This is a genomic window from Bacillus sp. FSL R9-9492, assembly GCF_038007365.1.
GTDB lineage: Bacteria > Bacillota > Bacilli > Bacillales > Bacillaceae_G > Bacillus_A > Bacillus_A mycoides.
Map to the genome: position 1 here is coordinate 224,443 of NZ_JBBOXC010000001.1, position 24,901 is coordinate 249,343.

A 24,901-nucleotide genomic window follows, 5' to 3' on the forward strand; every position below is an offset into this window, starting at 1 on the left:
TAATATGTTGGAGTCTTTTTTGTTTTCCTCTCATATATACCTTCAAGTATTAATATTTTCCCCTTACTTTAAAGAGAAAAAAGTCGAATTTTATATGTAAGAAAAAAAGAGGAATTTGACAGAAAAGATAGAAAATTTTAAAGGTCGGAAATTGTTAGCTTGCTAACTAATTTCTATTAATTGATGTTGGAAGCGTTTTCGGTTGGTTTTAAGTATGGACCATTTAATCTATTTACAGGGGGATGAAGATATTATGAAACAAAAATCTATGGATACGCTAGCTGCACAAATGGAGGACTTTTTTCCGGTACGTGATGTAGATCATTTGGAATTTTACGTAGGAAATGCAAAGCAATCAAGTTATTACCTTGCAAGAGCGTTTGGATTCAAAATTGTAGCCTATTCTGGATTAGAAACAGGAAACCGTGAAAAGGTATCTTATGTTCTTGTGCAAAAAAATATGCGTTTTGTTGTGTCTGGAGCTTTAAGTAGCGATAGTCGTATTGCAGAGTTTGTAAAGACTCATGGTGATGGAGTGAAAGATGTGGCTTTACTTGTTGATGACGTTGATAAAGCCTACTCTGAAGCGGTGAAGCGTGGCGCTGTTGCGATTGCTCCACCTGAAGAGTTAACAGATGAGGAAGGTACTTTGAAGAAAGCGGTTATTGGTACGTATGGTGATACAATTCATACGCTTGTAGAGCGTAAAAATTATAAAGGAACATTCATGCCAGGATTTCAAAAGGTAGAGTTCAATATTCCATTTGAAGAATCCGGTTTAATTGCTGTAGACCATGTCGTTGGTAACGTTGAGAAAATGGAAGAATGGGTTAGTTATTATGAGAACGTCATGGGATTTAAACAAATGATTCACTTTGATGATGACGATATTAGCACAGAGTATTCGGCATTAATGTCAAAAGTTATGACGAATGGAAGCCGTATTAAGTTTCCAATTAATGAACCAGCAGATGGAAAAAGAAAGTCACAAATTCAAGAATATCTAGAGTTCTATAATGGAGCGGGTGTACAGCATCTTGCTTTATTAACAAGTGACATTGTAAAAACAATTGAAGTGCTTCGTGCGAATGGCGTGGAGTTTTTAGATACGCCAGATACGTATTACGATGAGTTAACTGCACGAGTGGGGAAAATTGATGAAGAAATTGATAGATTAAAAGAATTGAAGATTCTAGTAGACCGTGACGAAGAAGGTTATTTATTACAAATCTTTACGAAACCAATTGTAGATCGTCCAACTCTATTTATTGAAATCATCCAACGTAAAGGTTCTCGTGGATTTGGCGAAGGGAACTTTAAAGCGTTATTCGAATCAATTGAAAGAGAACAAGAGCGTCGCGGAAATTTATAAAATTTGTATCCACCAGCAAGAGTTCCTTTGTTGGTGGAAATTTCATTTTCATAGGGAGGAATCACGATGAAATTTGTTACATTTCGTCTCCCATCGAAAGAAATGCGAGCTGGATGGCTTGAAGGTGACAAAGTAATCGATATGAATCTTGCGAGTGATGGACAATTACCTTCTTCTATGTTCGCCTTTTTAGAGAAAGCAGATGAGTATGTAGAAGTATTGCGTAATATTAAGAATCCTGAAAAGGGTATATATTCCTTAGAGGAAGTTCAATTAGCAGCGGCAATTCCTAATCCGAGTAGCATTCGAGATTTTTATGCATTTGAGCAGCATGTAAAAACAGCCCGCGGGAGAAGAGTGCTAGATGTTGTACCTGAATGGTATGATATCCCGGTTTTTTATTTTACGAACCACCGTGCTGTTATTGGGCCAGATGATTTTGTTATTGGTCCGAAGAAGTCTAAAAAGCTTGATTATGAGTTAGAGATTGCTTGCGTAATTGGGAAAGAAGGACGAAACATTTCTCGTGAACAAGCAGAGGAATATATTTTTGGTTACTGCATTATGAACGACTGGAGTGCAAGGGACTTACAAGCAACAGAAATGAAAGTGGGACTCGGTCCAGCGAAAGGAAAAGATTTTGCAACTTCATTAGGAGCGTATCTCGTTACGAAAGAGGAATTAGACGTTTATCGTAACGGTGATCGTTATGATTTAGAGATGACTGCTCATGTAAATGGAAAGATATTATCAAAGGGAAACTTCCAAGATATTTACTATACATTTGCTGAAATGATTGAACGTGCTTCGGAAGACGTTACGTTATATCCAGGAGATGTGATTGGTTCTGGGACAGTAGGAACAGGATGTATTTTAGAACTTGGTACAGAAGAGTGGTTACAAGATGGAGATGTTGTAGAGCTGTCGATTACTGGTTTAGGTACGTTACGTAATACGGTCAAAAAAGACATGAAAGCAGGTGATGGGCATGTTTTATCGTCACATGGGGGAGCTACCTCATAAACGACATGTACAATTTCGTAAAAAAGATGGATCGCTTTATCGTGAGCAGGTAATGGGGACAAAAGGTTTCTCTGGTACCCAGTCTATTTTGTATCATCATTATATGCCAACAGAAGTAGGGCACGCGGCATTATCGCATTCTTGTCAGTTACAGTATGAAGAGGATGCCCTTCTTGCTCATCGCCACTTCCGTACGAAAGAAAATAAAAAAACTGGTGATGCAGTAAGCGGAAGAAACTTTATGCTTGGGAATGAGGATTTATTAATTGGAGTAGTGAGTCCAACAGAAAAAATGGATTATTTTTACCGTAATGGTGATGGCGATGAAATGTTATTTGTTCATTATGGAACAGGAAAAATTGAAACGATGTTTGGAACGATTCACTATAGAAAAGGTGATTATGTAACAATTCCAATTGGAACGATTTATCGTGTTATTCCAGATGAGGGAGAGACTAAGTTTCTTGTTGTAGAGGCAAATAGCCAAATTACAACACCAAGTCGCTATCGCAATGAATATGGGCAATTGTTAGAACATAGTCCGTTTTGTGAAAGAGATATGCGTGGACCGGAGAAATTGGAGACATATGATGAAAAAGGTGAGTTTGTCGTAATGACAAAGTCGAGAGGTTATATGCACAAGCATGTGTTAGGGCACCATCCGTTAGATGTTGTTGGATGGGATGGGTATTTATATCCGTGGGTCTTTAATGTGGAGGATTTTGAACCAATTACAGGTCGTATTCATCAGCCACCACCAGTACATCAAACATTCGAAGGGCATAATTTCGTCATTTGCTCTTTCGTACCGCGTTTATACGATTATCATCCAGAATCTATTCCGGCACCATATTATCATAGTAATGTGAATAGTGATGAGGTACTGTACTATGTAGAAGGTAATTTTATGAGCCGAAAAGGTGTAGAAGAAGGTTCTATTACGCTTCATCCAAGCGGGATCCCGCATGGGCCACATCCAGGGAAAACAGAAGCGAGTATAGGGAAGAAAGAGACACTTGAACTGGCTGTTATGATAGATACATTCCGTCCGCTTCGTATTGTAAAACAAGCACATGAGACGGAAGATGAAAAATATATGTATAGCTGGATTGAAGAGGGTTCATATACTGTGAAATAAGTAAAAAGAGGCATGCTCACTACGGGAGCATGCCTCTTTTATGGAATCGACATGTATAATAATACCCAAAAAAGTTATAGAAAGATATATAGAAAGAGTGATAAAGATCGTGCATATTCAGAAGAATTTCTACTTATTTCGAAAGGGATTGTTATGGATAGATTTTTCGTTTGAAAATTTACATTTTTCTAATTATATATAATATAATTGTTGGGGAACTAAGGGGGGAATTTATGAAAAATACATGGCGTGAGTTAAGAGGGATGGATCGTAACGTATGGATTCGATTTATCGGTGAGACATTGAACGGAATTGCGATGATGATGTTAATGCCTTTTTTTGCACTATATTTAAAAGATAAGGTAGATTCTTTATTACAAGTTGGAATCATTATGGCGCTTTCTCCAATAGCTGCAAGTTTTGGTTCGCTTATAGGCGGAAGAATAGCTGATATATATGGAAGAAAGCCAATTATGATATTTTCAATGGCGAGTAATGCATTACTAATGCTCGGTTTTTTATTTATAGAAGGGTTTATTCCATATGCCATTTTATCTATTTTTTTAGGGTTAAGTAATTCGCTATTTCACCCAGCGGCATCAGCGATGGTTGCAGATGTGACGGCGCCAGAAAAAAGAACAGAAGCATATGGTTTATTGCGAATGGGACACAATATTGGTGCTGCAATTGGACCGATAATGGGAGCATCAGTAGTTGTTTTATCAAAGAACCTCGTGTTTATTATTGCTTCATCCGCTATGTTGTTTTATGCGCTACTAGTGTTAGTACTTATTAAAGAAACAATGCCAAAAATTACGGATATGACGGAAAAAAGTAAAGAGCAGGAATCCGGAGCAGTTTGGAAAATTTTAATGAGGGATAAGGCGTTAATGATTTATTTGTTAGCGGGGATCATTATTTCTATGGGGTTTTCTCAAACAGAAGGCATGTTACCGCTTCACTTTGATAACGAAATGAAGGATATTTTTGGAGTCAACAATCCATACCCATATTTAATGGCATTAAATGGTCTATTAGTTGTTTTATTTCAATTTCAAATTTCAAAATGGGCGACAGATAAACCTGTTGGAAAGACGATGTTATACGGTGCGTGTTTGTTCGGAATTGGTTTGTTTTTTATAGGATGGTTACCGAAGTGGTTTGGAGAATATGATACAAATGCTACAATTATTTTAATGACGTTAATGTTTGTTTATGCCATATATACGTTAGGCGAGATGATTATGTCGCCTGTACAGATGACGTTTGTAGCGAATTTGGCCCCTGAGCATTTGAGAGGAACCTATATGGGGGCGGCGAGTTTGCAGTGGATTACAGGAAGTGCATTCGGTCCACTTCTTGGTGGTTTTTTATTGGATCGTTTGCTTGGTCACTACTTATTTACAATTTTAAGTGTAGGGTGTGTAGTTGCAGGCTTTGTATATGTTTCTTTAGATCGTCTTGTTGAGCAGAGGCAAAAAGATACGCCTACAAAACAGTCTTCTTAATAAAATGAAACTTTAATCAGTGTTTTTTCATTCTCCACAAATGGTAAGGTAATATAGATGACATACACACAAAGTGGATTTCTACATATTTTAGGTACATAACTAGATTAGATAGCAATTTTGCTCTAAAGTTTAATTTTGTTTAGGTGTGTAGAAATTAAAGAGAAAAAGTGTAGAAAACCAATAAGTGGTGTCTTTTAATTATTTGTGGAAGTTACATTTTATTTCAAATAGGAACTACCTATTTTTATAAAAAGTGCTAAAATAGAAAAATGAAAACAATTGGTTAGGGTGATTTCAGTGACAAAAATTAAATTAGGTTTATTATACGGTGGAAAATCAGCTGAGCATCAAGTTTCGTTACAAACGGCTCTTGCTGCTATTAAAGCATTAAATCAAGATAAATTCGAGATTCATCCAATTTATATTACAGAACAAGGCCAATGGATGCGTGGAGAGCGTATTGAAGGCGAAGTAACAAATGTTGAGGCATTACAAATGAGTGGGGAAGAGAATACAATTTCTCCTGTATCATTAAGTACAGAAATTATCCCAACGGCAACTTCTAAACAAGAAGATACAATTGATGTCATTTTCCCATTATTACATGGACCGAATGGCGAAGATGGAACAGTACAAGGGTTATTAGAATTACTAAACATTCCATATGTAGGTAACGGTGTATTAGCATCATCTGCTGGTATGGATAAAGTTGTTATGAAAAATATCTTTGCAGAAGCTGGATTGAAACAAGCGAAATATGCATCTTTCATTCGTAGCGCATGGGAAAAAGATCGTGAAACAGCGTATGAAAAAGTAGAAGAAGTATTAGGATATCCTTGCTTCGTAAAACCAGCAAACCTTGGTTCAAGTGTTGGTATTAATAAGTGTAACGATCGTGAAGAGCTTGAGAATGCATTCGAAGAGGCATTCCAATTTGACCGTAAAATTATTGTAGAAGAAAATATTGTAGGTCGTGAAGTAGAAGTTGGTGTATTAGGTAATGATGAGCCGAAATGTTCAGTTGTAGGTGAAATTGTACCGAAAAAAGATTTTTATGATTACAAATCGAAATACATCGATGGTGATACAGCGTTAATTATTCCAGCTGAAATGACAGAAGAAGAGTCTAATGTAATTAAGCGAGATGCAATTATCGCATTCCAATCATTAGATGGTTCGGGCTTAACACGAGCTGATTTCTTCTTAACGAAAGATGGAGAAGTATATATTAACGAAGTAAACACAATGCCAGGATTCACGCCGTTTAGTATGTTCCCTCTATTATGGCAACATACAGGGTTACCGTATCCGGAATTAATTGAAGAGCTAATTCGCTTAGCGATTGAGCGTCACGAAGAAAAACAAAAAATTAAATATACAATCTAACAAAAAAGGAGGAAGCACTATTCGAAGGAATAGTGCTTCCTCTATGTAAGGAGTGTTTTCATGATAAATCGAACGTTAAAACAAGTAGAGCAGATGATAAATGGTACTGGATTAGCAGAGCAGTATGAGGGAATTACTATACAAGGAGTGTCTATTGATACGAGGAAAATTGAAAATGGAAATTTATATGTTCCAATTCAAGGTGAACGTTTCGATGGACATGCTTTTGTAGACAAAGCTGTTGAAAATGGGGCGATTGCTACATTATGGATGAAAGATGTAGAAAACCCACCTGAAAATCTTCCGGTTATTTTTGTAGAAGATACACTAGCAGCATTGCAAATGTTAGCGAAAAACTATCGTGATCAATTGGATGTAAAAGTTGTTGGTGTAACGGGTAGTAATGGTAAAACATCTACGAAAGATATTGTAACAAGTATTCTTGCGACTAAATTTAAAGTTCAAAAAACAGAAGGTAATTTCAATAACCACATCGGTTTACCTCTTACTATTTTAAATTTAGAGGAAAATACAGAAGTAGCTGTATTAGAAATGGGCATGTCAAGCCGCGGAGAAATTGAATTTCTATCTAAGTTAGCTCGTCCTAATGCAGCTATTATTACGAACATTGGTGAGGCGCACTTAATGGATTTAGGCTCTCGTGAGGCGATTGCTGAAGCGAAGTTAGAAATTGTTACAGGTTTACAAAAGGGTGGCGTGTTCGTATATAATGGAGATGAGCCGCTATTAACGAATCGTGTTCCAGAAATGAATTTAGCAGCTGAAACAGTTACATTTGGTGATGCGAGAGCAAATGATTACTATCCAACTACTGTAACATTGCAGGCTACTGGGACACACTTTAAGATGAACAGGGATGAAACTTTGTCATTCTATTTGCCAGTACTAGGAAAGCATAATGTATATAATACGCTTGCTTCAATGGCAATTGCAAAACATTTTGGTGTAACGTGGGAAGAAATGAAACAAGGTTTAGTAACACTTCAAATGACAGGTATGCGTATGGAAATTGTAAAAAAAGATAGTGGTTTAACAATTATCAATGATGCTTATAATGCTAGTCCAACAGCTATGGAAGCTGCGTTCCACCTAATGAATGGTTTAGATGGATTTGCTAAAAAAATTGTTGTGCTTGGTGATATGTTAGAACTTGGAAATCAAGAAGTGCAATTTCATTATGAAGTAGGTAAATTAATTGATCCAGCAAAAATTTCATATGTATTCACATATGGTAAATTAGGGGCTCAAATTGCTGAAGGTGCAAAAATTAATTTCCCTAAAGACCGTGTAAAAGCGTATGATAGTAAAGAAGAGTTAATAAAAGAGTTGCAAGCAGTAGTCGGTACGAAAGATGTTGTATTAGTAAAAGCATCTCGCGGCATGAAATTAGAAGAAGTAATTACGATGTTGAAATAATTGGTGTATATAAATAGGGATGATAGCCACGAAAATAGTGGAAACTTATAATAAGCGCTTACAGTAAACAATAAAAAAATAAAAGTAAAGAAAAAAGCTCTGAATATGAAATAAGGTAACAGTTGGGGTTTGCTTTTTACACCTACAAAACTTATAATTGATAAAGTGTAATAACGTTTAGAAGTATTTTCGTGAAGAATATACGCCCGGTTATATACGTAAGTATTCAGGAAAATGGCTTTTCCGCAAGTTCGGAAAACGCCTTTTTTTAAATGATAAGTATAGGATAGAAAAGGAGAAGTAACATTGACAACATTTCGAGAACTAGGATTAAGTGAGTCTTTACTACAATCTGTTGAAAGTATGGGCTTTGAAGAGGCTACGCCGATTCAAGCTGAAACAATTCCACATGCATTGCAAGGTAAGGATATTATTGGGCAAGCGCAAACAGGTACAGGGAAAACAGCAGCATTCGGATTACCACTATTAGATAAAGTGGATACAAATAAAGAAGCAGTTCAAGGTATTGTTATCGCGCCAACGCGTGAATTAGCAATTCAAGTTGGAGAAGAGCTATACAAAATTGGTAAACATAAACGTGTTCGTATTCTACCAATTTATGGTGGTCAAGATATTAACCGCCAAATTCGTGCTCTAAAAAAACACCCACACATTATTGTAGGTACGCCGGGTCGTATTTTAGATCATATCAACCGTAAAACACTTCGCTTACAAAACGTAGAGACTGTTGTTCTTGACGAAGCGGATGAAATGTTAAACATGGGCTTCATTGAAGATATTGAAGCGATTTTAACAGATGTGCCAGAAACACATCAAACATTATTATTCTCAGCGACAATGCCAGATCCAATCCGTCGTATTGCTGAGCGTTTCATGACTGAGCCTCAACACATTAAAGTAAAAGCAAAAGAAGTAACAATGCCAAACATTCAGCAGTTCTATTTAGAAGTGCAAGAAAAGAAAAAGTTTGACGTGTTAACACGCTTACTAGATATTCAATCTCCAGAGCTTGCAATCATATTCGGTCGTACAAAGCGTCGTGTTGATGAATTATCAGAAGCATTAAACTTACGTGGTTATGCAGCAGAAGGTATTCACGGTGACTTAACACAAGCGAAGCGTATGTCTGTATTACGTAAATTTAAAGAAGGTACTATTGAAGTTCTTGTTGCAACAGACGTTGCTGCACGTGGTCTTGATATTTCAGGCGTAACACACGTATACAACTTCGATATCCCACAAGATCCAGAATCATACGTTCACCGTATCGGTCGTACTGGCCGTGCTGGTAAAAAAGGTATTGCAATGTTATTTGTAACACCACGTGAATCAGGACAATTAAAAAATATCGAGCGTACAACAAAACGTAAGGTTGATCGTATGGACGCACCGACACTTGACGAGGCGTTAGAAGGTCAACAACGTTTAATCGCTGAAAAACTTCAAAGCACAATTGAAAATGATAACTTATCATACTACAAGCGTATTGCAGAAGAAATGTTAGAAGAGAATGATTCTGTAACAGTAGTAGCTGCTGCTTTAAAAATGATGACAAAAGAGCCGGATACAACTCCGATCGCTTTAACATCAGAACCACCAGTTGTTTCAAGAGGTGGCGGTGGCGGTTCTAAAAAACGCGGTGGTAACGGAAGTGGATACCGTGATGGTAACCGTGATCGTAATCGTAGTCGTGATGGACGCGGCGGTGGCGATGGTCGTAACCGTGATCGCAATCGTGATGGACGTGGAAGCGGAAGCGGAAGTGGCGATGGTCGTAACCGTGATCGTAATCGTGATGGCGGTAGCCGTGATGCTGGTAGCCGTGATGGTAACCGTGGTCGTAAAGGTGAAGGTCGCCCTGGATCTTCAAATGGACGCGGCGAAAGAAAACATCATAGCCGTCCACAAGCTTAATAAAAAAGAGAATGCCCTTTGCTGGGCATTCTCTTTTTTTATTTCTGTAATTGTGCATACTACATAGTAACTCGTATAGAAATGAGGTGCTATATGCTTGTAAGACTTGGGTATGTTGCGATGAGTGTACATTTGAAGAATGCTTCTCCATCTCAAACGATGACGTATGCACAGTTTCAGCGGATTGATGATCGAGAGGCTGCGATTCGTAAACTTGAAAGAATCGCTAATTCAAATTTGGAAAATTGCTTACGGTTATTAAAACATAATAAAGGGCATGATATATCTTTCTTTCGACTTAGTTCTAAGCTTATTCCTTTAGCGAATCATGAGGAGTTGTTAGATTGGAACTATATTCGTCCGTTAAAAGAAAATCTGAAAGAATTAGGTGAATATGCAATTCGTATGAATATGCGAATTGACTTCCATCCAGATCACTTTGTTGTACTAAATTCACCTGAGGAGAGTATTTTCAAACAATCTGTAAAGACATTGCAGATGCACAAAAAATTGTTAAAGGGTATGGGAATTGAACATAAGCAACGATGTGTATTACATGTGGGAGGAGGTTATAAAGATAAGGAGCTTGCATTAGAACGCTTTATAGAAAATTGGTCAACTGTTCCAAGAGGTATTCAAGAGATGATTATATTAGAAAATGATGACACGACCTTTTCTTTAGAAGAAACATTGTATTTAGGTGAGAAATTAGACATTCCAGTCGTGTTTGATTTGCACCATCATATGATGAATAATGACCAGGAAGATTGGCATGAAGATTGGGCGCGTGTTGTACATACGTGGGAATCGTCTTTGTTACCGGTTAAAATGCACATCTCCAGTCCTAGAGATGGAAAAAACCCGAGAGCACATGCAGATTTTATTGATGTAGATACTTTCTTATCTTTTTTGAAAAAGATAAAGGGGAGTGTTCCGCGAATTGATTGTATGATTGAGGCGAAGAAAAAGGACGAGTCTTTATTTCAACTAATGAGAGAGTTAAGTAAACAAACAGATGTGGAAATTATCGATGGTGCGAGCTTCTATATTAAATAAGCTCTGCGCCATCGTTTTTTTTTGTCCCGCATTAACGGGCAGTAAGACTCCCGCCTCAAAATTCGGCGAATGCGAGGGAGTTAGGTGGGAGATCAACTGCCCGTAAAAGCCCGATTGGTTCAACTAATAATCAGTGGGGGATGGAACCCCCCCACTGATTAAAGTTTCACTTTATTAAAAAAGGGGTGCACATGCCGCCGATGATCAGTCCTGTTAAATGGCTTATAGGATTGGCAGAGGGATTAAAGAAAGTAAATAGTAGTAATATAAATATCATTATTGAAAAAATAGCGATGTCTCTTGGTTTTGAAGAACGATATCGACTATACAATAAAAATAATTGGGCGCCTAGTAATCCGAAAATACCACCAGATGCTCCGGCGTGAATATATTCAAGAGGCATAATAATATAAGAAGAAATATTCCCGAGAATGCCAGAAAGGAAAAAAATAATGATGAAAGAAAAGTGTCCTAGTTGTTTTTCGATAGAAGAACCAAATACGAATAAACAAATACTATTAGAAAGGAAATGTTGTAAGTCTACGTGTACAAGTAAGGAAGTTATGACACGCCACCATTCTCCTTTAGCGATATATTCATTGTAGGCTGCCAGGTGAAAGAGGGAAAAGTCGCTCAATATAATCATGACTAATTGTATAAGAAGTAAAGAAATGATAATCGGTTGTAAGGAAATGCGAGTGGATGGTATTAGCATGTTGTTAGTATCACTCCTTTTGCATCAGAAAGATTCTCTGTTATTCTTACAATATGAATGAAGAAAGCTAAATAGAAGAAGGGGATTTTGAAATGATTGTAGGGATTGGAATCGATATTATTGAGTTAAATCGAATTGAAAAAATGCTAGATGGAAAGCTTAAATTTATGGAACGTATTTTAACTGAAAGAGAACGTGGTGTTGCCGAGGGGCTGAAAGGAAGTCGTCTTATAGAATTCGTAGCTGGAAGATTTGCAGCAAAAGAGGCGTATTCTAAAGCGGTAGGGACCGGTATCGGGAAAGAAGTGAGTTTTTTAGATATTGAAGTAAGGAATGATGATAGAGGTAAGCCGATTATCATTACAAATACAGAGCATATTGTTCATTTATCAATTAGTCATAGTAAAGAATTTGCCGTTGCTCAAGTTGTTTTGGAAAGCTCGTCACGCTAGTCTGCATATTTTATATCTTTGTCTCATATATTTGGGGTAGCGATAAGGAAGGCATATCTTCCATTCATTTATAGGGGCAAAGGGGCTGAAGTGATGAAAAGGCGTCTGTTTTTAGTTCTTGTCGGTTTATTGACCGTTTTTGTGTTGGCGGGTTGTATGGAAAAGAAACAGGAAGATGTTGTGAGAGATTTAGAAACGAAAGTTAAAAGTATGAAGAGTTATCAAGCTGAAGCGAAATTATCTATTAAAACAGGAAATGAACCTCAAGAGTACAATGTAGAAATTTGGCATAAAGAACCTTCGTATTATCGTGTGAATTTGCAGAATGCGAAAAAGGATCAGAGTCAAATTATTTTAAGGAATGATGAAGGTGTATTTGTATTAACACCGGCACTTAATAAGAGTTTCCGTTTTCAAAGTGATTGGCCGCAAAATAGTAGCCAGGCTTATTTATATGAATCACTTGTAAGAGATATTTTGCAAGATAAGAAAAATCTCTCTTTCGAGAAAACAGATAAGTATTATGTGTTTAAAACAAAAACAAATTATCAACATCAAAATATGTTGCCGAAACAAGAAATTAAGCTGAATAAAAGTGATTTAACACCAGTTTCTGTGAAACTGATGGATAATGATCAAAATGTCCTTGTAAAAGTAGATTTCACTAAAGTAAAGTTTGATGCAAAGTTTGATAAAGGTGCATTTGATACGAAACAAAATATGTCTAGAGCACAAGTGGATGTTCAGACGGCAGCGAAAGAAGACAAACCGTTTGCTATTTTATATCCACGTGATACACCGCAAGGTATGACTTTGAAAGAGGAAGAAGAGTTGAAGACAGACAGTGGCAAGCGTGCAATACTCACATACACTGGAAGTAAGAAATCCTTTACTTTAATACAAGAAAAGTCAAAAGTTGCAGAGGCCTCATCGGCGGTAAGTGTAAGTGGAGAGCCGGTTGATCTTGGTTTCACGATTGGTGCATTGACGAAAGACTCTGTAACGTGGTCACATAACGGAGTAGAATATATGCTCGTGTCTAAAGGTTTAGAGCCGAATGAGTTGTTGATGGTTGCTCGTTCGGTTACAGCGAAGCAGGTGAAGTAAACTTCTTAGACGTGGTGATATATGTGCACCACGTCTTTTCTTAGTTTGAAGGTGGATTTCATAAAAGAAGCATATAAAAGAATAAGCTTCGCATATCGTGTATAAGGAAGTGTATTTATGGAAGAAGCGCCGTTTTACCGTGACACGTGGGTGGAAGTAGATTTAGATGCGATCTATAACAATGTTACACATATTAAAGAGTCCATTCCAAGTGATGTAGAGATTTTTGCTGTAGTTAAAGCGAATGCATATGGGCACGATTATGTACCGGTGGCTAAAACTGCATTAGAAGCAGGAGCAACAAGATTAGCAGTTGCTTTTTTAGATGAAGCTTTAGTGCTTCGGAGGGCTGGTATTACTGCACCGATTTTAGTATTAGGTCCTTCCCCGCCCCGTGATGTAAATGTAGCTGCTGAAAATGATGTAGCATTAACTGTTTTTCAAAAAGAATGGGTGGAAGAAGCGATAAAGCTCTGGGATGGTTCATCAATAATGAAATTCCATATTAATTTTGATAGTGGTATGGGGAGAATCGGAATACGTGAACGAAAAGAATTAAAAGGGTTCTTAAAGAGTTTAGAAGGTGCGCCATTTTTAGAGTTAGAAGGAGTATATACGCATTTTGCAACAGCGGATGAGGTTGAGACTTCTTACTTTGATAAGCAATATAATACATTTTTGCAGCAGTTACGTTGGTTGAAAGAATTTGGAGTGAATCCTAAATTTGTCCATACAGCCAATAGCGCCGCAACGTTAAGGTTTCAAGGGATTACATTTAATGCGGTGCGAATTGGTATTGCGATGTATGGATTATCCCCATCTGTAGAAATACGTCCTTTTTTACCATTTAAATTGGAACCGGCGTTGTCACTTCACACGAAAGTTGCTCATATTAAGCAAGTGATTAAAGGAGATGGGATTAGTTATAATGTCACATACCGAACGAGAACTGAAGAATGGATTGCGACAGTTGCAATTGGATATGCAGATGGCTGGCTTAGAAGATTGCAAGGGTTTAAGGTACTTGTAAACGGTGAAAGAGTACCGATTGTAGGGCGAGTGACAATGGATCAATTCATGATACATCTTCCTTGTGAAGTGCCACTTGGTACGAAAGTTACACTCATTGGGAGACAAGGTGATGAGTATATTAGTGCTACCGAGGTTGCTGAATATTCCGGGACTATTAATTATGAAATTATTGCAACGATAAGCTTCCGTGTACCGAGAATATTTATACGACACGGTAAAGTTGTAGAAGTAATCAATTATTTGAACGATATATAGAAGAAGGTATTATTACTCAGCATCTCGTCATTTGGAGGAGTTTCACTAATAAAGAATAGGCTCTTTTTCGCTGGGGAGCTTCTTTTTATACTTGTTATTAATATAAGTTGCAATGAAATATTACTGAAGGATTGCTTTATTTCTTGTTTGAAAGAGATAAAAAGTAAAAGAAGATGAATGTTTTATTTATGAATTGGAAAACATAAGCAAGGAATAAGGAAGTCTTTGCAACAGGCTCCATACAATGGTATTATTACAATAGGTGTCATATATATATTTGGGTGTGTAGTTGACGGTGGAGGTGTATTTTTGTGTCCGAATCAAGTGTAACTACTGAAATCGTGGTTCGGTTGCCAAAGCAAATGGTAACGGAATTGGACGGAATTGGAAAACAAGAGAATAAGAATCGCCATGAACTAATTTGCCAGGCAACACAACTGTTATTGCGTCAACATAAGACGAAGAAACGCTACCAACATGAATCAATGCGACGTGGGTACATTGAAATGGGAAAAATTAATCTTGGTATTGCATCTGAAGCTTTCTTAGCAGAGTATGAAGCAGCTCATACAGTAGAACGCTTAGTTAGCGGGGGGTAATATTTTGATTGTAAAACGCGGCGACGTGTATTTTGCAGACCTTTCCCCAGTTGTTGGTTCTGAGCAAGGAGGCGTTCGTCCGGTTCTTGTCATTCAAAATGACATCGGAAATCGTTTTAGTCCGACTGTGATTGTAGCGGCTATTACTGCACAGATTCAAAAAGCGAAATTACCCACTCATGTGGAAATTGATGCGAAAAAGTACGGTTTTGAGAGGGATTCTGTTATTTTACTTGAGCAGATTCGAACAATCGATAAGCAACGCTTAACGGACAAAATCACTCATTTGGATGAAGTGATGATGAGTCGTGTAGATGAAGCGTTACAAATTAGTTTAGGACTAATAGATTTTTAAATCGGCAGTTTAAGTTGCTCTCTTTACAGGGCAACTTTTTTTTATTATAGAGGAGGTTACGGTTGGATATGGAAATGGTAGATAATCGACAAGGGTTAATGAAAATGTTAGTGAAAGAATTAGGCTTTACAGAAAAGCAAGTTCGTCATGTTATTCAATTAACAGAAGAAGGTAACACAGTTCCATTTATCGCTCGTTACCGAAAAGAATGGACAGGGTCTCTTGATGAGGTGCAAATTCGTGCAATCTTAGAAAGATGGCAATATATGATGCAACTAGAAGATAGGAAAGAAGAGGTTCTTCGTCTTATTGGTGAAAAGGGTAAACTAACCGAAGAGTTGCGTCGTCATATTGTTGCTGCAACAAAACTTCAAGAAGTAGAAGACTTATATCGTCCATATAAAGAAAAAAGAAGAACGAAAGCTACAATTGCTAAAGAAAAGGGATTAGAACCGTTAGCTGAGTGGCTATTATTATATAAAAAAGAAAATCCAGCAGAGAAGGCTATGGAATTTGTTAATGCAGAAAAGGAAGTGGCGTCTGCAGAAGATGCGTTGCAAGGTGCGCAAGATATTATTGCGGAACTTGTTTCGGATAATGCGGCATATCGTAGTTGGATTCGCAATACTACTTTCCGAAAAGGGATTATGTCTTCATCTGTAAAAGATAAAGAAAAAGATGAAAAGAATATATATGAAATGTATTATGGCTATGAAGAACCGTTGCAAAAAGTAGTACCGCATCGTGTACTAGCTATGAATCGTGGTGAAAAGGAAGACGTATTAAGAGTTTCTGTTATCACGCCAATTGAAGAAATTCTTCAGTTTTTACATAAAAAAATGATTCTTGATGAAGCTTCTAAAAGTGCGCATTATGTACAATTAGCGATGGAAGATGGATATAAGCGATTAATTCAACCTTCAATAGAAAGAGAAATTCGTAAAGAATTAATGGAAACGGCCGAAGAACAAGCGATTCATATTTTCTCTGAGAATTTACGTAATTTATTATTACAACCTCCGATGAAAGGGAAAGTTGTGTTAGCGGTAGATCCAGCATATAGAACCGGTTGTAAATTAGCTGTAGTAGATGATACAGGAAAAGTTCTTCACATAGATGTTATTTATCCGCATCCGCCTGCTCGTAAATATGAGGATGCAAAAAAGAAAATCATTTCAATTATAGATAAATATGAAGTTGAAATGATAGCAATTGGAAATGGTACAGCTTCGAGGGAAACGGAAGAATTTATAGTAGATGTATTACAAAATGTAGAACGAGATGTATTTTACATTATTGTAAATGAAGCGGGTGCTAGTGTGTACTCAGCATCTGATGTAGCTCGCGAGGAGTTTCCGAATTTACAGGTTGAAGAAAGAAGTGCTGTTTCAATTGGGAGACGTCTACAAGATCCACTTGCAGAGCTTGTGAAAATTGACCCTAAATCTGTTGGGGTGGGACAATATCAACATGATGTATCTCAAAAGAGATTAAATGAATCATTAACATTTGTAGTAGAGACAGCAGTTAACCGAGTTGGTGTTAATGTAAATACAGCTTCAGTTGCATTGTTGCAATATGTTTCGGGATTATCAAAAACAGTTGCGAAAAACATTGTAGCTAAGCGTGAGGAAGATGGGAAATTCACGAAGCGTACTGAATTAAAGAAAATCCCACGTTTAGGTGCGAAAACTTATGAACAATGTATCGGATTTTTACGTATATTAGAAGGAGCAAATCCGTTAGATCGCACAGGGATTCATCCAGAACAATATAAAAATGTTGAATTGCTATTGAAGAGCTTAGGGTTATCAAAGAATGATGTGGGGAAACCAAACTTGCAAAAGAGTTTCGAAGGAGTAGATATTTCTAAATTATCTCAAGAGACGGAGATTGGTGAGCCGACGTTAGTTGATATTATGGATGCTTTAATTAGCCCGGAGCGAGATATGAGGGATGAGTTGCCAAAGCCACTTTTGAAAAAGGGGATTTTAAAATTAGAAGATTTAAAGCGTGGTATGGAATTAGAGGGAACGATCCGCAATGTTGTTGATTTCGGTGCCTTTGTTGATATTGGTGTGAAGCAAGATGGTTTAGTACATATTTCTAAATTAAGCAAACAATTTGTAAAGCATCCATTAGATATTGTATCCGTGGGACAAATTGTAAAGGTATGGGTAGATGATATTGATATGAAAAAAGGTCGTGTTGCATTATCAATGTTACCGATTGAATAGTAAGAAAAGAGAGCAGATGAAACTGCTCTTTTTTTATGAACTGGAAAGTTTAATTGATTATGAGCTTTGATGTATTTTACTATAATAAAACCAGCATTCATTTAGTAACTTGATTTGATACCGGTTTTTCTCAAAATATGCACGTTGCATTTGTTTCTTTAGCCACGTGGGCATAGGAATCCCTCCTTGTTTAATCCTGCTCTCAAAAAAAGTAGCTCCTTTTAGTTAAAGTAACTTTGATGAGAGGTTGGTGAGTGGATTTCTAGCAATGCTGCATTTTTAGAAATCACGCTTCTTGAATGAGGATGGGTATATGTACTATTTACTATATGTATAAGAAGGGAGAAAAGTGTGGAAATATTTTTTAGTTTAGGAGGAATGAGAATGGATGAGCAAGAAATTCAGCGGTTAGTGGAAGAGGTATCGTTACAATGCTTTGGAATGCCGTTTTTACATAAAGCGATGTTTAATAGTAGGTTACGTACAACTGGTGGGCGCTATCTATTGAAGAATCATAATATAGAATTGAATTATCGATATTACGAAGTATATGGAAAAGAAGAGTTAGTCGGAATTGTTAAACATGAACTTTGTCATTATCACTTACATATCACAGGAAAAGGGTATAAGCATCGAGATAGAGATTTTCGTGAGTTATTAAAGAAAGTAGGTGCACCACGTTTTTGTAAAAGAATGATTAGTGAGGAGGAAACGAGAGTTTCTATGTATGAATGTATGGGGTGTTCTTTTCAATATGTAAGAAGACGTCAAATAAATACACAAAGATATGTATGTGGAAAGTGTAAAGGACAACTAAAACTGGTAGTGAAAACATCTTGACAGTGAAAACGCAATCCAGTATATTATAAACATGTCACGTTTGCGCAAGATGTTGTGAAAAAACTTCTTGACTTACGATGAGAATTTTTATAAGATACAAATTGTCTTCATTATTCCGCAGTAGCTCAGTGGTAGAGCTATCGGCTGTTAACCGATCGGTCGTAGGTTCGAGTCCTACCTGCGGAGCCATACAGAGAAGTACCCAAGTGGCTCAAGGGGCTCCCCTGCTAAGGGAGTAGATCGCTAACGCGGTGCGAGGGTTCGAATCCCTTCTTCTCTGCCATACATATTGGCCCGTTGGTCAAGTGGTTAAGACACCGCCCTTTCACGGCGGTAACACGGGTTCGAATCCCGTACGGGTCACCACTTCGGAGGATTAGCTCAGCTGGGAGAGCACCTGCCTTACAAGCAGGGGGTCGGCGGTTCGATCCCGTCATCCTCCACCATATAAATTATATAAATAATATTATCGCGGGGTGGAGCAGTACGGTAGCTCGTCGGGCTCATAACCCGAAGGTCGCAGGTTCAAATCCTGTCCCCGCAACCAAATGGTCCCGTGGTGTAGTGGTTAACATGCCTGCCTGTCACGCAGGAGATCGCCGGTTCGACCCCGGTCGGGACCGCCATTTTAACTTCTGCTATATAGCAGTTGTTTTTTATTGGATATTATGGTAAAATAACATTTGTCTTTGAAAAGAAGATGACTATTTCGATGGGCTATAGCCAAGCGGTAAGGCAACGGACTTTGACTCCGTCATGCGCTGGTTCGAATCCAGCTAGCCCAGCCATTTACGAGCCATTAGCTCAGTTGGTAGAGCATCTGACTTTTAATCAGAGGGTCGAAGGTTCGAATCCTTCATGGCTCACTTTTGTTTTTTCCGCGCGGTCGTGGCGGAACGGCAGACGCGCTAGGTTGAGGGCCTAGTGGGGGAAACCCCGTGGAGGTTCAAGTCCTCTCGGCCGCATCAAAAAATCTTTTAAAAAGTACTTGCATTTGAAAATGTAGTATGGTAAGATAATTGAGTCGCCAAAATACAACGACGAAAAAACATCATGAATAAGCGCCCGTAGCTCAATTGGATAGAGCGTTTGACTACGGATCAAGAGGTTAGGGGTTCGACTCCTCTCGGGCGCGCCATAACGGGAAGTGGCTCAGCTTGGTAGAGCACCTGGTTTGGGACCAGGGGGTCGCAGGTTCAAATCCTGTCTTCCCGACCACGCGGGTGTAGTTTAGTGGTAAAACAAGAGCCTTCCAAGCTCTGGTCGAGAGTTCGATTCTCTTCACCCGCTTTTAGTTCTTTGAAAACTGAACGAAACAAACAACGTGAACGTCAATTTTTATTTTTAGATGCTAGACAAACTAACTTTATTGGAGAGTTTGATCCTGGCTCAGGATGAACGCTGGCGGCGTGCCTAATACATGCAAGTCGAGCGAATGGATTAAGAGCTTGCTCTTATGAAGTTAGCGGCGGACGGGTGAGTAACACGTGGGTAACCTACCCATAAGACTGGGATAACTCCGGGAAACCGGGGCTAATACCGGATAATATTTTGAACTGCATAGTTCGAAATTGAAAGGCGGCTTCGGCTGTCACTTATGGATGGACCCGCGTCGCATTAGCTAGTTGGTGAGGTAACGGCTCACCAAGGCGACGATGCGTAGCCGACCTGAGAGGGTGATCGGCCACACTGGGACTGAGACACGGCCCAGACTCCTACGGGAGGCAGCAGTAGGGAATCTTCCGCAATGGACGAAAGTCTGACGGAGCAACGCCGCGTGAGTGATGAAGGCTTTCGGGTCGTAAAACTCTGTTGTTAGGGAAGAACAAGTGCTAGTTGAATAAGCTGGCACCTTGACGGTACCTAACCAGAAAGCCACGGCTAACTACGTGCCAGCAGCCGCGGTAATACGTAGGTGGCAAGCGTTATCCGGAATTATTGGGCGTAAAGCGCGCGCAGGTGGTTTCTTAAGTCTGATGTGAAAGCCCACGGCTCAACCGTGGAGGGTCATTGGAAACTGGGAGACTTGAGTGCAGAAGAGGAAAGTGGAATTCCATGTGTAGCGGTGAAATGCGTAGAGATATGGAGGAACACCAGTGGCGAAGGCGACTTTCTGGTCTGTAACTGACACTGAGGCGCGAAAGCGTGGGGAGCAAACAGGATTAGATACCCTGGTAGTCCACGCCGTAAACGATGAGTGCTAAGTGTTAGAGGGTTTCCGCCCTTTAGTGCTGAAGTTAACGCATTAAGCACTCCGCCTGGGGAGTACGGCCGCAAGGCTGAAACTCAAAGGAATTGACGGGGGCCCGCACAAGCGGTGGAGCATGTGGTTTAATTCGAAGCAACGCGAAGAACCTTACCAGGTCTTGACATCCTCTGAAAACTCTAGAGATAGAGCTTCTCCTTCGGGAGCAGAGTGACAGGTGGTGCATGGTTGTCGTCAGCTCGTGTCGTGAGATGTTGGGTTAAGTCCCGCAACGAGCGCAACCCTTGATCTTAGTTGCCATCATTAAGTTGGGCACTCTAAGGTGACTGCCGGTGACAAACCGGAGGAAGGTGGGGATGACGTCAAATCATCATGCCCCTTATGACCTGGGCTACACACGTGCTACAATGGACGGTACAAAGAGCTGCAAGACCGCGAGGTGGAGCTAATCTCATAAAACCGTTCTCAGTTCGGATTGTAGGCTGCAACTCGCCTACATGAAGCTGGAATCGCTAGTAATCGCGGATCAGCATGCCGCGGTGAATACGTTCCCGGGCCTTGTACACACCGCCCGTCACACCACGAGAGTTTGTAACACCCGAAGTCGGTGGGGTAACCTTTATGGAGCCAGCCGCCTAAGGTGGGACAGATGATTGGGGTGAAGTCGTAACAAGGTAGCCGTATCGGAAGGTGCGGCTGGATCACCTCCTTTCTATGGAGAATTGATGAACGCAGTTCATCAATAAACGTTGACTTGTTTTGTTTCGTTCAGTTTTGAGAGAACTATCTCTCAAGTTTAAATGTATGTTCTTTGAAAACTAGATAACAGTGTAGCTCATATTTTTTTAATTTTAGTTTGGTTAAGTTAGAAAGGGCGCACGGTGGATGCCTTGACACTAGGAGTCGATGAAGGACGGGACTAACGCCGATATGCTTCGGGGAGCTGTAAGTAAGCTTTGATCCGAAGATTTCCGAATGGGGAAACCCACTATACGTAATGGTATGGTATCCTTACCTGAATACATAGGGTATGGAAGACAGACCCAGGGAACTGAAACATCTAAGTACCTGGAGGAAGAGAAAGCAAATGCGATTTCCTGAGTAGCGGCGAGCGAAACGGAATCTAGCCCAAACCAAGAGGCTTGCCTCTTGGGGTTGTAGGACATTCTATACGGAGTTACAAAGGAACGAGGTAGACGAAGCGACCTGGAAAGGTCCGTCACAGAGGGTAATAACCCCGTAGTCGAAACTTCGTTCTCTCTTGAATGTATCCTGAGTACGGCGGAACACGTGAAATTCCGTCGGAATCTGGGAGGACCATCTCCCAAGGCTAAATACTCCCTAGTGATCGATAGTGAACCAGTACCGTGAGGGAAAGGTGAAAAGCACCCCGGAAGGGGAGTGAAAGAGATCCTGAAACCGTGTGCCTACAAATAGTCAGAGCCCGTTAATGGGTGATGGCGTGCCTTTTGTAGAATGAACCGGCGAGTTACGATCCCGTGCGAGGTTAAGCTGAAGAGGCGGAGCCGCAGCGAAAGCGAGTCTGAATAGGGCGTTTAGTACGTGGTCGTAGACCCGAAACCAGGTGATCTACCCATGTCCAGGGTGAAGTTCAGGTAACACTGAATGGAGGCCCGAACCCACGCACGTTGAAAAGTGCGGGGATGAGGTGTGGGTAGCGGAGAAATTCCAATCGAACCTGGAGATAGCTGGTTCTCCCCGAAATAGCTTTAGGGCTAGCCTTAAGTGTAAGAGTCTTGGAGGTAGAGCACTGATTGAACTAGGGGTCCTCATCGGATTACCGAATTCAGTCAAACTCCGAATGCCAATGACTTATCCTTAGGAGTCAGACTGCGAGTGATAAGATCCGTAGTCAAGAGGGAAACAGCCCAGATCGCCAGCTAAGGTCCCAAAGTGTGTATTAAGTGGAAAAGGATGTGGAGTTGCTTAGACAACTAGGATGTTGGCTCAGAAGCAGCCACCATTTAAAGAGTGCGTAATAGCTCACTAGTCGAGTGACTCTGCGCCGAAAATGTACCGGGGCTAAATACACCACCGAAGCTGCGAATTGATACCAATGGTATCAGTGGTAGGGGAGCGTTCTAAGTGCAGTGAAGTCAGACCGGAAGGACTGGTGGAGCGCTTAGAAGTGAGAATGCCGGTATGAGTAGCGAAAGACGGGTGAGAATCCCGTCCACCGAATGCCTAAGGTTTCCTGAGGAAGGCTCGTCCGCTCAGGGTTAGTCAGGACCTAAGCCGAGGCCGACAGGCGTAGGCGATGGACAACAGGTTGATATTCCTGTACCACCTCTTTATCGTTTGAGCAATGGAGGGACGCAGAAGGATAGAAGAAGCGTGCGATTGGTTGTGCACGTCCAAGCAGTTAGGCTGATAAGTAGGCAAATCCGCTTATCGTGAAGGCTGAGCTGTGATGGGGAAGCTCCTTATGGAGCGAAGTCTTTGATTCCCCGCTGCCAAGAAAAGCTTCTAGCGAGATAAAAGGTGCCTGTACCGCAAACCGACACAGGTAGGCGAGGAGAGAATCCTAAGGTGTGCGAGAGAACTCTGGTTAAGGAACTCGGCAAAATGACCCCGTAACTTCGGGAGAAGGGGTGCTTTCTTAACGGAAAGCCGCAGTGAATAGGCCCAAGCGACTGTTTAGCAAAAACACAGGTCTCTGCGAAGCCGTAAGGCGAAGTATAGGGGCTGACACCTGCCCGGTGCTGGAAGGTTAAGGAGAGGGGTTAGCGTAAGCGAAGCTCTGAACTGAAGCCCCAGTAAACGGCGGCCGTAACTATAACGGTCCTAAGGTAGCGAAATTCCTTGTCGGGTAAGTTCCGACCCGCACGAAAGGTGTAACGATTTGGGCACTGTCTCAACCAGAGACTCGGTGAAATTATAGTACCTGTGAAGATGCAGGTTACCCGCGACAGGACGGAAAGACCCCGTGGAGCTTTACTGTAGCCTGATATTGAATTTTGGTACAGTTTGTACAGGATAGGCGGGAGCCATTGAAACCGGAGCGCTAGCTTCGGTGGAGGCGCTGGTGGGATACCGCCCTGACTGTATTGAAATTCTAACCTACGGGTCTTATCGACCCGGGAGACAGTGTCAGGTGGGCAGTTTGACTGGGGCGGTCGCCTCCTAAAGTGTAACGGAGGCGCCCAAAGGTTCCCTCAGAATGGTTGGAAATCATTCGTAGAGTGCAAAGGCATAAGGGAGCTTGACTGCGAGACCTACAAGTCGAGCAGGGACGAAAGTCGGGCTTAGTGATCCGGTGGTTCCGCATGGAAGGGCCATCGCTCAACGGATAAAAGCTACCCCGGGGATAACAGGCTTATCTCCCCCAAGAGTCCACATCGACGGGGAGGTTTGGCACCTCGATGTCGGCTCATCGCATCCTGGGGCTGTAGTCGGTCCCAAGGGTTGGGCTGTTCGCCCATTAAAGCGGTACGCGAGCTGGGTTCAGAACGTCGTGAGACAGTTCGGTCCCTATCCGTCGTGGGCGCAGGAAATTTGAGAGGAGCTGTCCTTAGTACGAGAGGACCGGGATGGACGCACCGCTGGTGTACCAGTTGTTCTGCCAAGGGCATAGCTGGGTAGCTATGTGCGGAAGGGATAAGTGCTGAAAGCATCTAAGCATGAAGCCCCCCTCAAGATGAGATTTCCCATAGCGTAAGCTAGTAAGATCCCTGAAAGATGATCAGGTTGATAGGTTCGAGGTGGAAGCATGGTGACATGTGGAGCTGACGAATACTAATAGATCGAGGACTTAACCATATAATATGAAGCTAATGTTATCTAGTTTTGAGAGAATATAAAAAACTTATTGACTTTAAATGTCGAATGAGTTATGATAATTCTTGTCTTAAATGAATATAGTCTGGTAATGATGGCAGAGAGGTCACACCCGTTCCCATACCGAACACGGAAGTTAAGCTCTCTAGCGCCGATGGTAGTTGGGACCTTGTCCCTGTGAGAGTAGGACGTTGCCAGGCTATTTATATCATCGCGGGGTGGAGCAGTACGGTAGCTCGTCGGGCTCATAACCCGAAGGTCGCAGGTTCAAATCCTGTCCCCGCAACCAAATGGTCCCGTGGTGTAGTGGTTAACATGCCTGCCTGTCACGCAGGAGATCGCCGGTTCGACCCCGGTCGGGACCGCCATTTTATATAAAGAAAAGAACGAAACAAGTTGTTTCGTATTTTTTTATTTGTTTTAACAAAAAACTAATAAAGACAGTCA

General features: G+C 40.4%; 17 protein-coding genes, 14 tRNA genes and 3 rRNA genes. 32 read left to right on the forward strand and 2 right to left on the reverse strand.

Annotated elements, in window-relative coordinates; all coding sequences use genetic code 11:
• Nucleotides 1-253 precede the first annotated feature (253 nt).
• From hppD to uvsE, 8 genes are all read left to right on the forward strand, one after another.
• Nucleotides 254-1,372, forward strand: coding sequence for a 4-hydroxyphenylpyruvate dioxygenase (hppD, locus tag MKY70_RS01285; RefSeq protein ID WP_002140158.1), 1,119 nt, complete (start codon nt 254-256; stop codon nt 1,370-1,372).
• A gap of 66 nt (nt 1,373-1,438) precedes the next feature.
• Nucleotides 1,439-2,395: a fumarylacetoacetate hydrolase family protein gene (locus tag MKY70_RS01290; protein WP_341022673.1), complete on the forward strand. Its 957-nt coding sequence runs from the start codon at nt 1,439-1,441 to the stop codon at nt 2,393-2,395.
• Complete coding sequence (locus tag MKY70_RS01295; protein WP_002140161.1) at nt 2,361-3,533, forward strand: homogentisate 1,2-dioxygenase; 1,173 nt, start codon at nt 2,361-2,363, stop codon at nt 3,531-3,533. The genes MKY70_RS01290 and MKY70_RS01295 overlap by 35 nt, the downstream gene beginning before the upstream one ends.
• Nucleotides 3,534-3,766: 233 nt before the next feature.
• Complete coding sequence (locus tag MKY70_RS01300) at nt 3,767-5,041, forward strand: MDR family MFS transporter (RefSeq protein ID WP_002029432.1); 1,275 nt, start codon at nt 3,767-3,769, stop codon at nt 5,039-5,041.
• 300 nt (nt 5,042-5,341) lie between these two features.
• Nucleotides 5,342-6,430: a D-alanine--D-alanine ligase gene (locus MKY70_RS01305; protein ID WP_088034755.1), complete on the forward strand. Its 1,089-nt coding sequence runs from the start codon at nt 5,342-5,344 to the stop codon at nt 6,428-6,430.
• A 60-nt stretch (nt 6,431-6,490) separates the two neighbouring features.
• Entirely contained in the window at nt 6,491-7,867 is a 1,377-nt protein-coding gene (murF, locus tag MKY70_RS01310; RefSeq protein ID WP_088034757.1) for a UDP-N-acetylmuramoyl-tripeptide--D-alanyl-D-alanine ligase, read from the forward strand.
• Between the two features lie 306 nt (nt 7,868-8,173).
• On the forward strand, nt 8,174-9,802 hold the full coding sequence (locus MKY70_RS01315) for a DEAD/DEAH box helicase (RefSeq protein WP_088034759.1): 1,629 nt from the start codon (nt 8,174-8,176) through the stop codon (nt 9,800-9,802).
• Nucleotides 9,803-9,895: 93 nt separating this feature from the next.
• Nucleotides 9,896-10,858, forward strand: coding sequence for a UV DNA damage repair endonuclease UvsE (gene uvsE / locus MKY70_RS01320; protein ID WP_002029436.1), 963 nt, complete (start codon nt 9,896-9,898; stop codon nt 10,856-10,858).
• A gap of 166 nt (nt 10,859-11,024) precedes the next feature.
• Here uvsE and MKY70_RS01325 read toward each other — a convergent pair whose 3' ends face one another.
• Complete coding sequence (locus MKY70_RS01325) at nt 11,025-11,573, reverse strand: rhomboid family intramembrane serine protease (RefSeq protein WP_088034761.1); 549 nt, start codon at nt 11,571-11,573, stop codon at nt 11,025-11,027.
• A 92-nt stretch (nt 11,574-11,665) separates the two neighbouring features.
• On the opposite strand from MKY70_RS01325, the gene acpS reads away from it, so the two are divergent.
• The 6 genes from acpS to MKY70_RS01355 all read left to right on the forward strand — a co-directional run bounded on the left by acpS (nt 11,666) and on the right by MKY70_RS01355 (nt 17,610).
• Complete coding sequence (gene acpS, locus MKY70_RS01330) at nt 11,666-12,025, forward strand: holo-ACP synthase (protein ID WP_088034763.1); 360 nt, start codon at nt 11,666-11,668, stop codon at nt 12,023-12,025.
• A gap of 156 nt (nt 12,026-12,181) precedes the next feature.
• Complete coding sequence (locus MKY70_RS01335; protein WP_002091373.1) at nt 12,182-13,132, forward strand: LolA family protein; 951 nt, start codon at nt 12,182-12,184, stop codon at nt 13,130-13,132.
• Between the two features lie 117 nt (nt 13,133-13,249).
• Nucleotides 13,250-14,419 carry an alanine racemase gene (gene alr, locus MKY70_RS01340; protein WP_088034765.1) on the forward strand — a complete coding sequence of 390 codons (1,170 nt, stop codon included), beginning with the start codon at nt 13,250-13,252 and terminating at the stop codon, nt 14,417-14,419.
• Between the two features lie 311 nt (nt 14,420-14,730).
• Nucleotides 14,731-15,018, forward strand: a complete 288-nt coding sequence (locus MKY70_RS01345) for an antitoxin EndoAI (RefSeq protein ID WP_000004570.1) — start codon at nt 14,731-14,733, stop codon at nt 15,016-15,018.
• A gap of 4 nt (nt 15,019-15,022) precedes the next feature.
• Complete coding sequence (gene ndoA / locus MKY70_RS01350; protein ID WP_000635965.1) at nt 15,023-15,373, forward strand: type II toxin-antitoxin system endoribonuclease NdoA; 351 nt, start codon at nt 15,023-15,025, stop codon at nt 15,371-15,373.
• A 68-nt stretch (nt 15,374-15,441) separates the two neighbouring features.
• Nucleotides 15,442-17,610, forward strand: coding sequence for a Tex family protein (locus MKY70_RS01355; RefSeq protein WP_140152430.1), 2,169 nt, complete (start codon nt 15,442-15,444; stop codon nt 17,608-17,610).
• A gap of 57 nt (nt 17,611-17,667) precedes the next feature.
• Here MKY70_RS01355 and cmpA read toward each other — a convergent pair whose 3' ends face one another.
• On the reverse strand, nt 17,668-17,784 hold the full coding sequence (gene cmpA, locus MKY70_RS01360) for a cortex morphogenetic protein CmpA (protein WP_001143642.1): 117 nt from the start codon (nt 17,782-17,784) through the stop codon (nt 17,668-17,670).
• Nucleotides 17,785-17,994: 210 nt separating this feature from the next.
• Here cmpA and MKY70_RS01365 point away from each other — a divergent pair, with 210 nt between their 5' ends.
• From MKY70_RS01365 to MKY70_RS01450, 18 genes are all read left to right on the forward strand, one after another.
• Nucleotides 17,995-18,450: a SprT family protein gene (locus MKY70_RS01365; RefSeq protein WP_016095131.1), complete on the forward strand. Its 456-nt coding sequence runs from the start codon at nt 17,995-17,997 to the stop codon at nt 18,448-18,450.
• A gap of 114 nt (nt 18,451-18,564) precedes the next feature.
• Nucleotides 18,565-18,639 (forward strand) — tRNA-Asn (locus MKY70_RS01370).
• A 3-nt stretch (nt 18,640-18,642) separates the two neighbouring features.
• A tRNA-Ser gene (locus MKY70_RS01375) sits at nt 18,643-18,733 on the forward strand.
• 8 nt (nt 18,734-18,741) lie between these two features.
• A tRNA-Glu gene (locus tag MKY70_RS01380) sits at nt 18,742-18,816 on the forward strand.
• A 4-nt stretch (nt 18,817-18,820) separates the two neighbouring features.
• Nucleotides 18,821-18,896 (forward strand) — tRNA-Val (locus tag MKY70_RS01385).
• A gap of 24 nt (nt 18,897-18,920) precedes the next feature.
• Nucleotides 18,921-18,997 (forward strand) — tRNA-Met (locus MKY70_RS01390).
• Nucleotides 18,998-19,000: 3 nt separating this feature from the next.
• A tRNA-Asp gene (locus tag MKY70_RS01395) sits at nt 19,001-19,076 on the forward strand.
• Between the two features lie 87 nt (nt 19,077-19,163).
• Nucleotides 19,164-19,238: transfer RNA gene (locus tag MKY70_RS01400), tRNA-Gln, on the forward strand.
• Between the two features lie 5 nt (nt 19,239-19,243).
• Nucleotides 19,244-19,316 (forward strand) — tRNA-Lys (locus MKY70_RS01405).
• A gap of 16 nt (nt 19,317-19,332) precedes the next feature.
• Nucleotides 19,333-19,415, forward strand: a tRNA-Leu gene (locus MKY70_RS01410).
• 96 nt (nt 19,416-19,511) lie between these two features.
• Nucleotides 19,512-19,588, forward strand: a tRNA-Arg gene (locus MKY70_RS01415).
• A 3-nt stretch (nt 19,589-19,591) separates the two neighbouring features.
• Nucleotides 19,592-19,668 (forward strand) — tRNA-Pro (locus MKY70_RS01420).
• 1 nt (nt 19,669) lies between these two features.
• Nucleotides 19,670-19,740, forward strand: a tRNA-Gly gene (locus MKY70_RS01425).
• 76 nt (nt 19,741-19,816) lie between these two features.
• Nucleotides 19,817-21,368: ribosomal RNA gene (locus MKY70_RS01430) — 16S ribosomal RNA — on the forward strand.
• A 146-nt stretch (nt 21,369-21,514) separates the two neighbouring features.
• Nucleotides 21,515-24,436: ribosomal RNA gene (locus MKY70_RS01435) — 23S ribosomal RNA — on the forward strand.
• Nucleotides 24,437-24,538: 102 nt separating this feature from the next.
• Nucleotides 24,539-24,654, forward strand: a 5S ribosomal RNA gene (gene rrf, locus MKY70_RS01440).
• The 16S, 23S and 5S rRNA genes sit together here with 14 tRNA genes alongside, the layout of an rRNA operon.
• Nucleotides 24,655-24,666: 12 nt before the next feature.
• Nucleotides 24,667-24,743 (forward strand) — tRNA-Met (locus MKY70_RS01445).
• 3 nt (nt 24,744-24,746) lie between these two features.
• Nucleotides 24,747-24,822, forward strand: a tRNA-Asp gene (locus MKY70_RS01450).
• Nucleotides 24,823-24,901 lie beyond the last annotated feature (79 nt).

Coding starts and splice junctions, on each gene's coding strand:
- hppD (WP_002140158.1), top strand. CDS start 254: ATGAAACAAAAATCTATGGATACGCTAGCTGCACAAATGGAGGACTTT.
- MKY70_RS01290 (WP_341022673.1), top strand. CDS start 1,439: ATGAAATTTGTTACATTTCGTCTCCCATCGAAAGAAATGCGAGCTGGA.
- MKY70_RS01295 (WP_002140161.1), top strand. CDS start 2,361: ATGTTTTATCGTCACATGGGGGAGCTACCTCATAAACGACATGTACAA.
- MKY70_RS01300 (WP_002029432.1), top strand. CDS start 3,767: ATGAAAAATACATGGCGTGAGTTAAGAGGGATGGATCGTAACGTATGG.
- murF (WP_088034757.1), top strand. CDS start 6,491: ATGATAAATCGAACGTTAAAACAAGTAGAGCAGATGATAAATGGTACT.
- uvsE (WP_002029436.1), top strand. CDS start 9,896: ATGCTTGTAAGACTTGGGTATGTTGCGATGAGTGTACATTTGAAGAAT.
- MKY70_RS01325 (WP_088034761.1), bottom strand. CDS start 11,573: ATGCTAATACCATCCACTCGCATTTCCTTACAACCGATTATCATTTCT.
- acpS (WP_088034763.1), top strand. CDS start 11,666: ATGATTGTAGGGATTGGAATCGATATTATTGAGTTAAATCGAATTGAA.
- MKY70_RS01335 (WP_002091373.1), top strand. CDS start 12,182: ATGGAAAAGAAACAGGAAGATGTTGTGAGAGATTTAGAAACGAAAGTT.
- alr (WP_088034765.1), top strand. CDS start 13,250: ATGGAAGAAGCGCCGTTTTACCGTGACACGTGGGTGGAAGTAGATTTA.
- MKY70_RS01355 (WP_140152430.1), top strand. CDS start 15,442: ATGGAAATGGTAGATAATCGACAAGGGTTAATGAAAATGTTAGTGAAA.
- cmpA (WP_001143642.1), bottom strand. CDS start 17,784: ATGCCCACGTGGCTAAAGAAACAAATGCAACGTGCATATTTTGAGAAA.
- MKY70_RS01365 (WP_016095131.1), top strand. CDS start 17,995: ATGGATGAGCAAGAAATTCAGCGGTTAGTGGAAGAGGTATCGTTACAA.